Below are 13,669 nucleotides of genomic sequence, written 5' to 3'. Positions count from 1 at the left end.
CAATGGATAAGCAAGGCGTAGATTGCGAGAGCCGCTTATTATGGACTAATGATGAACTGCTTGGAGCACCGCATAGCCGAATTCAGGCAGATTCAAATAGAGACATGAGGTGATAGTTTCTATGCGTTTCTGCGTCTCTAGGTTTACCCATATAGAGTGCGCCACAGGGCAGGGAATCTTGGCGTCGACTATCAAGTCTTCATTGTTGAGCACGATTAAGAAATGGCCATGTTCGTCCCAACGCTCATATACAAGCAGCCTTGGGTGATCCGGGATGTCCAGCGATTTAAAGCCACTATTCCGGAATGCTGTATGTGATTTGCGAAGTTCAATCGTCCAGCGGTAGAATTTGAATAGTTCATTATTCTGTTTCTGGGGGTCCCACTCCATACATTTTCGGTTATCTGGGTCATAGCTACCTTCCATACCGATTTCATCGCCATAGTAAATGCATGGTGCTCCTTGAAAGGTCATTTGGAACAAAACAGCCAGCTTTAATCTTCGGACATCACCGCCGCAAAGGGTCAGGAAACGAGTTGTATCATGACTGTCTAATAGATTGAAGGTAGCCTCTGTAATGTGCTGAGGGTAATTCGCTAGCATAGTAGCAATCGATAGAGAGAATTGTGCAGCATTGATTTGTCCGTGAGCGAAGAAATTAATCTGAATATTGGTTAGCGGGTAATTCATTACAGCGTCAAATTGATCACCAAGAAGCCACGGCAAGGAATCATGCATAATTTCTCCTACGAGATAGGCTTCTGGATTAATGCTTTTGATCGTATTACGGAATTGTCGCCAGAATGTATGCGAGACTTCATTCGCGACATCAAGCCGCCAGCCATCTATACCAATTTCCTCAATCCAATAGCGACCAACATTCAGAAGATATTCATTGACCTCAGGATTCTCAGTATTGAGTTTTGGCATGATAGGCTCAAAAGCAAACGTGTCATAGGTGGGAACTTTGTCGACAACCTGTGGTGGCCACTCCCGTACATGAAACCAGTCAGCGTAACGCGAAGATTGCCCATTGGCGAGCAGATCAGCAAATGGAGGGAAGGTATGGCCGCAATGATTAAAGACACCGTCTAGAATGATCCGAATGCCTTTGGAATGACAGGCGTCTACAAGTTCTTTTAGCAATGCGTTGGTTCCCAGATGAGGGTCCACCAAGAAATAATCCTTTGTGTCATATTTATGATTGGTAGTTGCCTCAAATATAGGATTGAAATATATAGCAGTGATGCCCAGTTCACAGAGATAATCTAAATGATCTAGCACACCTTGCAAGTCGCCTCCGAAGAAATTTCGCGGACTTGGCGTGCCACCCCATACCAGCACATCTGCCGGATCATTGGTAGGGTCACCATTTGCGAAACGCTCCGGGAATATTTGATAAAATACTGCATCCTTCACCCATGCTGGAGGGGAGTGTACATCTTCACGGTTTAAAAAAGGAAAGTCGAATAGGCCTTCATATATAATTACTGGAGGTTCTGAGAAGAAGCCTTTTTCCAAATAATAAAGGACCTCATCTCCATCATAAAGTCCAAAGTAATAAGTGAGTCTGCGATAAATAGGACGGGCCGCAGCCTGCCAATAATCGAATAAGCTATCAGAAGCAAGGATCTGCATGGGAATGATCTCATGGGTTTTATCCCACCCGTATTTATCTCCGCAGAAAAGATCAATCCGGGACACATTATCACGTTTGGTTCTAATGCGAATATGCAGTGTAGACTCATTGTAGGCATAAGACCAATTTTGCCCCATACGATGATAAACGGCTTCTGGTTGAATCATATTCAATTTCCATCCCTTCGCGGCAAGTAAACGCAAAAAAGGGTTCTACCTCATGATTTTCAGAGGTTGAACCCTTGGCGGTTTCATTGCCTTTAAATTTTGTCTGAATCTTATCATATCCCTCAAGATCAAAGCAAGAGATAATTTCACATAAATCCACGATATGGAATATTAAGTATACAGTTGAAATAAAGAGAGAATATAAGGAAGAACCTGAAAAACATTATTAAATCGTCCCGTTTGAGTCTATATTCTTATTGCAATCCAAATTATGGGTAATATAGAATGAGGGCGAATGAACTTGATTTTTCATAACACGCATACAAATTAAAGGCAATGTTACCTGACAGGGTACAACCTCGGCACTTTGTGCAAATGAGGTTGTACCTTTTTTGTATGCTTATTTTTTCTATGTGTGTTAGGTCTGATCACTCATGAATAAAGGGGAGATGAGCAAATGAAGAAGAGTAGACGTTCTAAAATGCAAACGGTGTCATTTAGTTTGGTCCTGAGTCTGCTGTTGGCTTTGACAGTTACGGCTTGCAGTTCAGGCAATGGCAACTCTACGGCAGAGCCGAACTCAAGCCCGAATTCCGCAGTGAACGAGCCAGGGGGAACCACAAATCAGACAGATCCCGCCGAAGAGGAGTTGAAACCGGAAGCGGGGGCCAAATTGATGGTCTGGGAAGCCAAGGAGCAGGTTGAATACATGAAGCAGTTGGCCGCTGATTTCGAAAAAAAATACGGCGTTCCAGTCACGGTTGAAGAGTTGGCGGGTGGAGATCAGGGTGCAAGGCTGGCAACGGACGGCCCGTCCAAACTAGCAGCCGATGTGCTGACTCTTCCGCATGACCAAATCGGTCAGGCTGTAAAAGCGGGGCTACTGTTGCCTAATGATGTGTTTGAGGAAGAGACGAAATCAACGATGGTGGAGACAGCGATTCAAGCATCGACTTATGACGGCATCCTGTACGGCTATCCTAAATCGGTAGAGACCTATGCACTTTTCTACAACAAGGACCTGATCCCTGAGGCTCCAAAAACCTGGGATGATGTGGTTGCTTTTGCCAACACGTATAACAAGCCGAAGGAGAACAAATTTGCGATCATGTGGGAATTCGTAGGGTATTACAGTTATCCATTCATCGGCAGCTTCGGCGGATACATCTACGGTGATAACAATACAAATACCAAGGATATCGGATTAAATAACGAAGGTACTGTCAAAGGATTTACCTTTCTTCAGAGCTTAAAAGGAATTCTGCCATTGAATGCGGGGGACATCACCTATGACGTTAAAACCCAATTGTTTCAGGAAGGTAAGCTGGCGATGAACATTGACGGGCCTTGGTCCATATCGGCATTCAAGGATCATGTGAACCTGGGTGTGGCGCCACTTCCAAAAGGACCTGACGGACAGGACAGCATTTCTTTTTCTGGGGTCAAATCGTATTATGTTAATTCCTATACGGCTTATCCAATCGCTGGCCGCTTGTTCGCAAATTTTGCAAGCAGCAAGGAGAATCAGCTCAAAAACTTTGAAATGACGGGGGCCATTCCAGCGAGCATTGAAGCTGGAGAAGCGCCGCAAATCAAAAATGATCCAATTATCAGTGGAATCTTCGAGCAGTTCCAACACTCTGTGCCGATGCCTTCCATTTCGGAAATCAAATCTGTGTGGGACCCGCTAAAGGCAGCATTTGTATCCCTGTGGAACGACCCAAGTCTTGATGTCAAGAAGACACTAGATCAGACAGTATCAACGATTCAAGCTGATCTGGCGTCGAAGTAAAGGACGGGTGATTTGACCTATGCACAAAAAAACAGGCGCAGCGTTACTCTCGGTAGTCGTTCCGGGACTGGGCCAGTTCTATAACCGCCAGTGGCTAAAAGGATTGGTATTTCTGCTGGTGGGGTCTGTCGGGATTTATTTTATCTTTCATGATCTGATTGGTTATTTACGCGGTTTGAGCACACTTGGTGAATTTCCTAGCCGTATGGTGAAGGTTGGGAAGCTAACCCGGATGGTGGAAGGTGATCACTCCATTTTTATGATGATTGACGGTTTGATAGCTTTATTGGCATTGCTCTTTTACTCAGCCTTTCATGTCCTAAACATTAGAGATGCCTTCCTGGTTGGAGCTGCGCGGGATGGGAAGGAGCCTATTCATTCATTTGTTGAGTCGCTCAGACATATGGGCCGCAGGAATTTCGCGTATCTCGTACTCGCGATACCTTTTGTAGCTGTAGTTTTTCTGACAATATTACCGCTTGTTTTTTCAGTGCTCTTGGCATTTACGAACTATGCTGACCCAATTCTTCCGCCCGCGCATCTGGTGGATTGGGTAGGATTCGGAAATTTTAAGAAGATGCTTAGTCTGGATGTTTGGAGTTCTACCTTTAGCGGCGTGCTAACTTGGACACTAATCTGGGCGGTAATTGCCACCGTGACGACTTACATTGGGGGAGTGCTCGTAGCTGTGCTTATTCACCAACCCCGTGTTCGGTGTAAAAAGCTTTGGCGTACTCTTCTGATTGTTCCCTTCGCCATCCCTAATATGATCTCTCTGCTCGTTATGCGCAATATGTTCAATAATCAGTTTGGACCGATTAATAGTTATTTAAGAGCTATGGGACTGGACGGGGTGGCATGGCTGACCGATCCGTTCTGGGCCAAGGTTACAGTTATTCTGGCTAATATGTGGATCGGGATTCCCGTTACCATGATTTTAGCCTTTGGGGTACTGACAACGATTCCAAGAGATATGTACGAAGCGGCTGAAGTGGATGGCGCTGGGGCATTCTACAAATTTCGCATGGTCACACTACCCATGGTGTTGTTCGCTACCGCCCCTATCCTGATCATGCAGTTTGCCGGTAACATTAACAGCTTTAACGTCATTTATCTAATGACAAATGGAGAACCGGTTAATCCTAATTACCAGTACGCGGGCCATACCGATCTACTGGTGACTTGGCTCTACAAACTGGCGCTTAACCAGTCACAGTACAGCTTTGCCTCTGTCATCGGAATTGTCATCTTCCTGCTGGTCGCGACCTTCTCCATTTGGAGCTACCGCCGAACGCGATCCTACAAAGAGGAGGATATGATTGCATGAAGCCAAAACTGTCGGAAGCGTTAAAAACGATTGGAACCCATTTGCTGCTAATTGTACTTAGTTTTATTAGTCTTTTCCCGGCATTCTGGATTATTATGTCTTCTTTCAAGACAGGAAACAGCCTGTTCAGTGACTCGTTGATTCCTAAACAATTTACAATCATTCATTACAAGGAACTGTTTGAACAGACTAAATATTTGATATGGTTCATGAATACGCTAAAGGTTGCAGTGCTGTCTACGCTACTTGGTACCTTTCTGCTGCTGTTAACTTCGTATGCCATCTCTCGTTATCGATTCACGGGCAGAAAAACGACACTGACCGCGCTCCTTGTTCTACAAATGTTTCCGGGATTTATGGCTATGATTGCAGTTTACGTGCTGCTGAATACACTTGGGCTGTTGAATTCCCACTGGGCGCTTGTGCTTGTATACAGCAGCGGGGCCATTATCACGAATGTATTTGTGGCTAAAGGTTTTTTTGATACCATTCCCAAAAGTCTGGAAGATGCTGCGCGGATGGACGGGGCGAGCCATATGAAAGTTTTTCTCTCTATAATGATCCCGCTGTCCAAACCAATGCTTACCTATGCCAGTCTAATGATATTTAACGGCTGCTTTGTGGATTTCATTTTCGCTGACCTTGTATTACGTACGGAAGAGACGAGGACGCTAGCTGTCGGGCTTTTCCGGATGGTGAATCAAAGCAACTCGACCGAATTCACGTTGTTCGCCGCTGGAGCGGTGCTGGTTGCTCTGCCGGTCACGCTGTTATTCATTTTCCTTCAGCGTTTCCTGGTGGATGGTCTGACCGCGGGTGCAAGCAAGGGATAGATCGATTTGTGCATGCTCCCATACTACAGCAGTGCCGAATTCCAAACAGGCTACTTCCTTTTCAGAAAATCAAAATTCTGAGGAGGAAGTGGTTTTTTTTATTTGAAAGCTTCATTTATACTCATGTCATTCGGAATATATTGCTGTTGTAATTGTTTTTGTGTAGCTTCTAAAATCTTCTTGGTGTGTACAGGATTGAAGAATGATGAAAATAGGAGTAGAATTCCTCATGGAACTAACACTTAAGGGAGTTTGTAGCGTATAAAAAATCCCCGGAGCACGGGGTTATTTTCTAGCATTTATTAAATGTGGAATATTAATAAAATCCTTGTGAGTTATAGCATCTAGAGAAAAGGGAGAGATACAGTGGAAACAGTATTAGTACGAGAGTATCGGTCGGATTTACTGGAATGTGTCCATAGTGGACATATTGCTATCGTAGGAGAAAATGGTGATGTGAAGGGATATGCAGGTGATCCTGAGTTTGTATCCTTTACTCGTTCAGCGGCCAAACCACTTCAGGCTATTCCAGGCATACGTGGAGGAATCGCGGAGCATTATGGTTTTACACCCGCTGAGATTGCCCTAATGACTGCTTCGCACCGAGGAGAGAGCTATCATGTTGCCGCGCTTGAGAGCATTTCCTCCAAGATTGGCATCGATGAGCAACAAATGATATGTGCCACAAGCTATCCACTGGATTATACGAGTAGAGAGAATGCCATTCGCGGCGCGGGCAAAAGAAAGTTCTATCATAACTGTGCAGGCAAGCATATGGGGATTTTATCGTATAGTAAGCTCAAAGGGCTGCCACTTGAGGAATACTCACAGCCGGAGCAAACGGTTCAGCGTGAGATTATAGATACCATTGCTTATATGGCTGGCGTAGCCCCAGACAGTATTGGTCTAGGTACGGACGGATGCGGTCTGCCGGTATTTGCTATGCCTTTGACAGCTTTGGCGACCGCGTATTTGAAATTAGCCAATCCTGATTTAATTGCTGACGAGGCTACCCGCAAGGCGGTTTCTACGATTACGGCGGCGATGAATGCACATCCGGAAATGGTTTCTGGTCACGGACGACTCGATTCAATTCTTTTAGAAGATGATAATATTATTGCTAAGGGTGGATTTAAGGGCGTATATTGCTTCGGCTTGCGCCGTGAACGACTGGGTATTGCCTTTAAGATTCTGGATGGATCAGAAGAAGAGTGGGGACTTATTGTACAGGGGATTCTAAATCAGATTGGATACAGTCAGAAAAATACTTTGGAAAAGCTGCGTCATGCATTTTCAGGTGTGATCTACAATGACGGTGGTACACGGGTAGGCCATGCCGATACAGAATTCCAGCTTCATTTCATAAAATAAGCGCATAGGGAAAGAGCCTCTCGACTACGTATCCATCCTCTGGATACATAAGCGAGAGGCTCTTTTATTTACCTGCAGATCAATTATTTCTGACGTAGGCGTCCGAGTTCAGAGACGAGCGCTTCCACCTGAGAAATACTGAGTCTATCGCTGCTCATGGCTACCTCATAGACATCGAAGATATCCTCATATTTATCTACTGAAAAAGCAGAGGCTTGCATTGCTGCAGCGCTAGCCATTTTCAGCTTGTTCTTGATGGCCTCGATCATATATTCAACATTTTCCTGACTAGGTTGTGTTAAATCCATAGGTTATTAACATCCTCTCTGTATACTGATCCATGTATTTTACCATGATTGTGAGCTTGATCACCATTTTTTTGTCGAGCCCACAGAAATCATGTTAAATTAAAGGCATGAAATCAAAAATATCATCGAAGGGAGGAAAGGTATTGGCAATTAGAGAACAGGGAAGCGGAAAACGAAGCAAATTGGTCGATGTAGGATTGGTGTCCTTTTTTATGGAAATTGCTGCACTGCATTCCGCTGAGAAAGTCACGTTTCTGTGTATCGGAACGGATCGTTCTACAGGTGATGCCCTCGGTCCGTTAACAGGGAGCAAACTTCTGGAATATGGCTTTCCACACGTAATCGGTACGTTGCCATCTCCTTGCGATGCAGATAACTTGATGGCCAGAGTAGCTGAGATTCCATCGGAGCATATCATTATTGCTGTGGATGCCTGCCTAGGACCACCAGTAGCTCTCGGTTATTTCTTCGTTTCGAATGAGCCGCTTCAGCCAGCACAATCAGTGGGGGCATGCCTTCCCGCAGTGGGGCATTATAGCTTGGCGGCGATTGTAGATATCAACGGTCCAAAACCCTATCGGACGCTGCAGACGACTCCACTACATAGAGTTATGGTTATGGCTGAACAAATTGCCGCCGCAGCAGCAAAAGGGTTTGGAATTGGGTATTAAGAATACGATGCCGGTTTCAAGGAGAGCTGTTTTGCTTAATAATAGATATTAGTTAATATATCTTAGTATTTTGGAAAGAGGGAAGCAGCCATGGAAAGAGTACGTTGTGACGGAAGCAATATTTGCTACAGTGATCAGGGGAAAGGCGAGGTTATTGTATTACTGCATGGCTTTTGCGGAAGTGCTGAATACTGGGAACAAGTCATTCCCATCTTAAGCAGCGACTACCGAGTGATTGCTCCCGATTTACGTGGTCATGGAGCTTCTGAGGCTCCACTAGGCCCCTATACTATTGAACAAATGGCAGACGATGTTCTGGGCTTGTTAGATACACTGGAAATTTCTGAATGCACCATGCTGGGACATTCACTTGGTGGATATATTACACTTTCGTTCGCGCAGCGGTATGCCTCTCGATTGAAGGGCTTCGGATTAATCCATTCTACGGCATATCCGGATAGTGAAGAAGCTCGGGAGAATCGATTGAAAAGTGTCAGCAGGATTCAAAATGAAGGTATTACTCCTTTTGTGGACAGCTTTGTCCCGGGGATTTTTGCTAAAGCAACCGCTTCTACATCACCGCACTTGCTGGAGCGAGCAAAAGAAATTGGTTACAAAACACCTCCACAAGGAGCAGCGGGAGCTGCACTGGCGATGCGCGAGCGTCCGGATCGACGTGATGTGATCACAGCTACCACGTTGCCGGTACTTCTTGTTGCTGGCGAGCAGGATGGACTGATTCCTGCGGAGCGTACCTTTACTTCGGATAAACCAAATATAACGCAAGCTACGATTTCTAGAGCAGGCCACATGAGCCTCTTTGAAGCTCCTGAACGGTTAGCTGAGGTTATCAAGGAATTCACCCAAGCTACGGTTAGTATTAACAGCCATTCGTGATCGCTGAAATAATAATTCAAAAAAGAGGCAGCTCCGCGTCAAAGTAACTGGCGTGGGCTGCCTCTTTTTCTGAAAAATAATTTATTATATCTCTAAAGTACGACAATGTCGTTTCATCTTGGGAGACTATTGAAATTTGCGGATGGAGGGAACGCTTAACACCACCCCAATACATGTCATCCCTAGTCCGGCAAAGATAGCTATGGTTGTTACGCCTCCAATGAGGTCAGCCAACCAGCCTACAAGGATATACCCAATGGGCAGCAGCGCGAAGGAGCCTAGCAGATCTAGACTAGCAACACGGCCGAATGCTTCCTGAGGTACGAGCTCTTGCAGACTAATCTCCCAAATGAGCCCAAAGATCATTAGACCGAAGCCTTCGAGAGCAAATAGGGCAATTGCGCTAATGGCGTTCGGAGCAAAGGGGAGAAGTAGTAGCGCCAGACCGCTTAGGAAAGCACCTCCGTAAGCCATGAACCCTCGATGATTCCACTTGGGTCTCATGCCGAACAGCAGTCCTCCAATAATCGCACCTACTCCTGAGAAAGTGACTGCAAGTCCATAAATATAGGGCTCCCAGCCATGATGCACTTTAAAAAGCCAAGGTACAAGAATACTTGTAATACCGGCATAACAAATGTTGATGAATGAAAAAGCCAAAATCGTAATCCACAACCAAGGCTGACTCCGCAATACCGCGATCCCCTCCATGAAATCCTGTTTCCAATTCGGAGAAGATTCCAAGGGCTGTGCAATAGATGATGTAGGGGGCTTAGCTATTTCGGAATTTGATTTGTTGAGTAGTACTTTTCGTAAATAAATCAGACAGACTAGGGACATTAAGTAAGTAAAAGCATCCATCCCAAATCCTACACCAGCCGATAAATGAGTAATCAATATCCCGCCAAGGGCAGGACCAATAAGGCGTACGGTCTGAGTAGTCATTTGAGTTAGCGCATTAGCGGCAACACGAATATTTGGCGTGAAGATTGTTGCACGGACTGCTGCATAAGCAGGCTGAAACAGACCATCAAGCAAACCATAAAAGCCTACCAATACAAGTAGAAGCGGGATTGTCAAAACCCCGATCAAAGAAAGAGCGGCAGTTGCCAGCATGATTAAGAACCGAGCAATATCAGCCAGCATCATAATCTTTACACGGTCATAGCGGTCTACGATATGGCCAGAGATAGGAAGCATTATTATATTTGGCAGCATGTAGACGGCCATTACGATGCCCATAATCGTTGTAGATCCAGTTAAGGAATAGACTAAGACAGGTAAAATAACCATCGTAACTGAACTTCCTAGAAATGAAATCAAGTGACCTAGCCATAGAAAAGGGAAAGCACGTGATTCCGCAAATGGAGCAGCGAATCCCCGGAATGGGTTACGGCTTTTAGATTCAGTAGTATTTGCAGAGATCATGTATAGGTATTGCCTCCTATGTATTCATCCTTGATTGGTGGGGTCAAGTATATTTTAACTTGGCATTTTGTGTCAATAAGAAGAAGGGTCTTGATCATTCCTTTTCTTATAATTGCTTTAGTGGCATAGCGAAGTGCAATGGTTTAAGATAAATGAATAGAACATATATAATAGCCGGATACACAAGCTTTACAGTTACAGTATGGAAAAGGGGGAAGTTCATGTTCCGAAGAGACTATATTGTCCGGATGATCGAAGATATGACGGCGATGGTTGCAAAGGTTCTAACGCTGAAGCAGGAGCGGAAGACAACGGAAGCCTTATGGGAAATTGATGAGCTGTTGAACCGACATTTTCCACTGAACTCACGTCTTTTAAACTCACTATCTGTAGAAGATATCATAGATATGTTCCGTTTTAACGGGGTGTTGGAGTCAGATAAGCTTCAAGGTGTTGCCAAACTGCTTAAGGAAGAGGGCAGCATTTATGCTGCTAGCGGTGATCATGATGCAGCGCTATTCAGAAGCATGAGGGCACTGCATTTATACTTGTACGCAGATTTGCACGGCGCTGATCGAGAACTGCTGCAGATGACAGCTGATATCGATGAACTCCTGGAGGAAGTCAAAGCATATCGTCTCCCGGCCAAGACGGAACGGCTGCTGCTAGTTTATATGGAGTCCATCGGGCATTACAGCAGAGCGGAGGACAGTCTGTATCGACTATGGGAGCAGGGGGAGAATGTCTCGCTGGAAGGCGATCAATTGTACAGACGGCTGCTGCTTAAATCACCGGAAGAATTGGAACAAGGCTCGCTTCCTATACATGAAGTGGAACAAGGATGGAAAGAGTGGAGCCGGATCACAGAAGTTCGGAGGGAGTCGGAAGCCTAGTGAATACACCTTTATTTATTATCGATGCCTTTGCAGGAAAAGCTTATTCAGGAAACCCGGCGGCAGTATGCTTGCTGAAGCATCCAGTTGATGAGGTATTCATGCTGAAGACAGCAGCAGAAATGAATTTGTCAGAGACGGCCTTTCTCTGGCCAGAGAATGATGGATATCGCCTGCGTTGGTTCACGCCCAAGACTGAGGTTAATTTATGTGGTCATGCTACTCTAGCTAGTGCACATGTATTGTGGGGAGCGGGATTGCTGGACCCCGATGTGGAGGCTAGATTCTATACACGCAGCGGGTTGCTTAGAGCTTCTCGTGCAGGGGATCTGATCTCACTGTACTTTCCGCCTTATGAGCTTAAGGCTTCTCCTACAATTCCGGGTCTTACAGAAGCACTTGGTATTACAGAGGCAAATGTAGTGGAAACTATGTTATATGCGGACAATGTGCTTGTGCGACTTGATCAGGAATCCTTAGTTCGCGAACTTAGCCCAGACTTCGGGGCTTTATCCCGACTTGAAGGGAGAGCTTTCGCGGTAACTGCAGTTAGCTCCACGGAAGGCATAGATTGTGTGTCACGGTTCTTTGCACCGAAGATGGGGGTAAATGAGGATCCGGTCACAGGCTCAGCGCATACTGCGCTGGCACCTTTTTGGGCTAGTCGACTCAACCGTACGCAGTTGACCGCCTATCAGGCTTCCGAACGGGGAGGTTTGCTTCAACTTGAGGTAAGCAAAGATCAGATTAAGATGTCTGGCCGAGCAATAACTATCGTTAGTGGAGAGCTGCATGTGAAGCCCTGCTAGGATACCTCTTGTAGAGCCGTGATATAATGAAACGATGATGGTTAGGAGACATAGATTCTCCATTTTTAATCCCGAAAGTGAGATGTGCGTTGTGGAATCTTTAACAGCTCTTATTGAACAACTGATAAGTGACCGTACTTTGATTATGGCAACCTTAAGCCAAGTACGTTATAAAGGGGAGACTTGTACGAAAGTACAGGTTAAACCTATTGAACTAAAGGGTAAGCTGCATTATCAGTTTGCATCTTATATTGGTACAAAGGTTGAACATCGGAACGTACCGGCTGAATTAGCTGCGGAGGAAATGACTCTTCTATTCAGAGAGACATTCCGCCAAGGTCTGCTATGTACAGTAGAAGCGGATTATCAGGTGCTGATTAGCAAAAAATTTAAAGTGTCGATCCTTACCAAGTCTCCCACTAAAAAAGAAGAGCCGGATCTAGCGCACAATCGCCGTAAGCGTTATGTGCTGGAAGATGGGGACCCTGTACCCTTTCTCGTGGAGCTCGGCATTATGAATAGAGAAGGTAAAGTGCTTGCTAAACGATATGATAAGTTTCGGCAGATCAACCGATTCTTGGAGATGGTCGAGGATGTACTTGCCGATCTTCCAACTGGGCGACCATTGACGATCGTTGATTTTGGTTGTGGGAAATCGTATTTGACCTTTGCGCTTTATCACTATCTGACCGTTCGCAAGAAGCGGGATCTCAATATTATAGGACTAGATTTGAAAGCTGATGTCATTGAGCATTGTAACGAGCTTGCTGCGAAGATCGGTTACGATCACTTGAAGTTCCTTGTGGGTGACATTGCCGAGTACAATGAGCTGGATCAGGTAGATATGGTTATAACGCTTCATGCTTGTGACACTGCTACAGATGCTGCACTCGAAAAAGCAGTACGCTGGGGGGCCTCCGTCATCCTGTCTGTCCCTTGCTGCCAGCACGAATTATTCGCACAGATTGAGAATGAAGTAATGAGTCCTATGTTGTCGCATGGGATACTGAAGGAACGTTTCTCCGCCTTGGCTACGGATGCCATCCGTGCCAAATTACTCGATATGATGGGCTATAGCAGTCAGCTGCTGGAATTCATCGACCTGGAGAATACACCTAAGAACATTTTGATCCGCGCCGTTAAGAGCTCAGGTGGTGATAACTCCGTCAAATGGCGTGAATATACCGCATTCCGTGACTTTATAGGGGCGAAGCCTTATCTTGAGCGCGTATGCGCTGACCTGCTTCCGGGTGAAAGTTCGGTGGAGGGGTAACACGACATTTTAGGAGCGGATAATTGGTTTAATTGTATTTTATGCAGCTAGATAAGCTCTGAAGGTGCTTTACTATGAATTAGTTGCACTCTGTACACTTAAAAACGGATAATTGTCCTTATCTTGCGGGATTCTCGAAAAATAGTTGTATATTATGCAATTACACTAGGAAGCAGTGGCGAATATCAGAGGTCAGTTGTATTTTTTGCAACAGAATATGCTTTGAAGCTACTTTTTAAGGATTTAATTGCACTTTGTACA

12 protein-coding genes are annotated in these 13,669 nt (G+C 45.2%); 9 read left to right on the top strand and 3 right to left on the bottom strand.

Going from position 1 to position 13,669, the window contains the following annotated elements; translation table 11 throughout:
• Positions 1–45 precede the first annotated feature (45 nt).
• A complete protein-coding gene (locus ACDZ28_RS03565) occupies positions 46–1,806 on the bottom strand; it encodes a glycoside hydrolase family 13 protein (protein ID WP_375104006.1) in 1,761 nt (586 codons plus the stop codon).
• A gap of 457 nt (positions 1,807–2,263) precedes the next feature.
• On the opposite strand from ACDZ28_RS03565, the gene ACDZ28_RS03560 reads away from it, so the two are divergent.
• The 4 genes from ACDZ28_RS03560 (at position 2,264) to ACDZ28_RS03545 (ending at position 7,129) form a co-directional block, all read left to right on the top strand.
• Positions 2,264–3,598 carry a maltose ABC transporter substrate-binding protein gene (locus tag ACDZ28_RS03560; RefSeq protein WP_339288147.1) on the top strand — a complete coding sequence of 445 codons (1,335 nt, stop codon included), beginning with the start codon at positions 2,264–2,266 and terminating at the stop codon, positions 3,596–3,598.
• Positions 3,599–3,617: 19 nt separating this feature from the next.
• On the top strand, positions 3,618–4,925 hold the full coding sequence (locus tag ACDZ28_RS03555) for an ABC transporter permease subunit (RefSeq protein WP_375104005.1): 1,308 nt from the start codon (positions 3,618–3,620) through the stop codon (positions 4,923–4,925).
• Positions 4,922–5,758, top strand: a complete 837-nt coding sequence (locus ACDZ28_RS03550) for a sugar ABC transporter permease (RefSeq protein WP_076120269.1) — start codon at positions 4,922–4,924, stop codon at positions 5,756–5,758. Before ACDZ28_RS03555 ends, ACDZ28_RS03550 begins: the two co-directional genes overlap by 4 nt.
• Before the next feature lie 366 nt (positions 5,759–6,124).
• Positions 6,125–7,129, top strand: a complete 1,005-nt coding sequence (locus ACDZ28_RS03545; RefSeq protein ID WP_339288143.1) for an asparaginase — start codon at positions 6,125–6,127, stop codon at positions 7,127–7,129.
• Between the two features lie 83 nt (positions 7,130–7,212).
• On the opposite strand, the gene ACDZ28_RS03540 is transcribed toward ACDZ28_RS03545, so the two are convergent.
• The gene (locus tag ACDZ28_RS03540) at positions 7,213–7,437 is read right to left on the bottom strand and encodes a DUF1128 domain-containing protein (RefSeq protein WP_042131036.1); all 225 of its coding nucleotides are present in this window, start codon (positions 7,435–7,437) and stop codon (positions 7,213–7,215) included.
• 143 nt (positions 7,438–7,580) lie between these two features.
• Here ACDZ28_RS03540 and yyaC point away from each other — a divergent pair, with 143 nt between their 5' ends.
• Both yyaC and ACDZ28_RS03530 read left to right on the top strand, forming a co-directional pair.
• Positions 7,581–8,108, top strand: coding sequence for a spore protease YyaC (yyaC, locus tag ACDZ28_RS03535; RefSeq protein WP_339288141.1), 528 nt, complete (start codon positions 7,581–7,583; stop codon positions 8,106–8,108).
• Between the two features lie 90 nt (positions 8,109–8,198).
• A complete protein-coding gene (locus tag ACDZ28_RS03530) occupies positions 8,199–9,005 on the top strand; it encodes an alpha/beta hydrolase (RefSeq protein ID WP_339288140.1) in 807 nt (268 codons plus the stop codon).
• A gap of 126 nt (positions 9,006–9,131) precedes the next feature.
• Here the strand turns inward: ACDZ28_RS03530 and ACDZ28_RS03525 are convergent, their stop codons facing one another.
• On the bottom strand, positions 9,132–10,433 hold the full coding sequence (locus tag ACDZ28_RS03525) for an MFS transporter (protein ID WP_042131033.1): 1,302 nt from the start codon (positions 10,431–10,433) through the stop codon (positions 9,132–9,134).
• Between the two features lie 221 nt (positions 10,434–10,654).
• On the opposite strand from ACDZ28_RS03525, the gene ACDZ28_RS03520 reads away from it, so the two are divergent.
• From ACDZ28_RS03520 to ACDZ28_RS03510, 3 genes are all read left to right on the top strand, one after another.
• The gene (locus ACDZ28_RS03520) at positions 10,655–11,326 is read left to right on the top strand and encodes a DUF6483 family protein (protein ID WP_339288137.1); all 672 of its coding nucleotides are present in this window, start codon (positions 10,655–10,657) and stop codon (positions 11,324–11,326) included.
• Complete coding sequence (locus ACDZ28_RS03515) at positions 11,326–12,135, top strand: PhzF family phenazine biosynthesis protein (protein ID WP_339288136.1); 810 nt, start codon at positions 11,326–11,328, stop codon at positions 12,133–12,135. Before ACDZ28_RS03520 ends, ACDZ28_RS03515 begins: the two co-directional genes overlap by 1 nt.
• 82 nt (positions 12,136–12,217) lie before the next feature.
• Entirely contained in the window at positions 12,218–13,408 is a 1,191-nt protein-coding gene (locus tag ACDZ28_RS03510; RefSeq protein ID WP_339288134.1) for an SAM-dependent methyltransferase, read from the top strand.
• Positions 13,409–13,669: the final 261 nt, after the last annotated feature.

Source organism: Paenibacillus sp. RS8 (genome assembly GCF_041956825.1).
In the GTDB taxonomy this organism is placed as follows: domain Bacteria; phylum Bacillota; class Bacilli; order Paenibacillales; family Paenibacillaceae; genus Paenibacillus_AQ.
The sequence above is the reverse complement of the archived record's forward strand: the minus strand, read 5'-3'. Positions and strand labels throughout refer to the sequence as shown.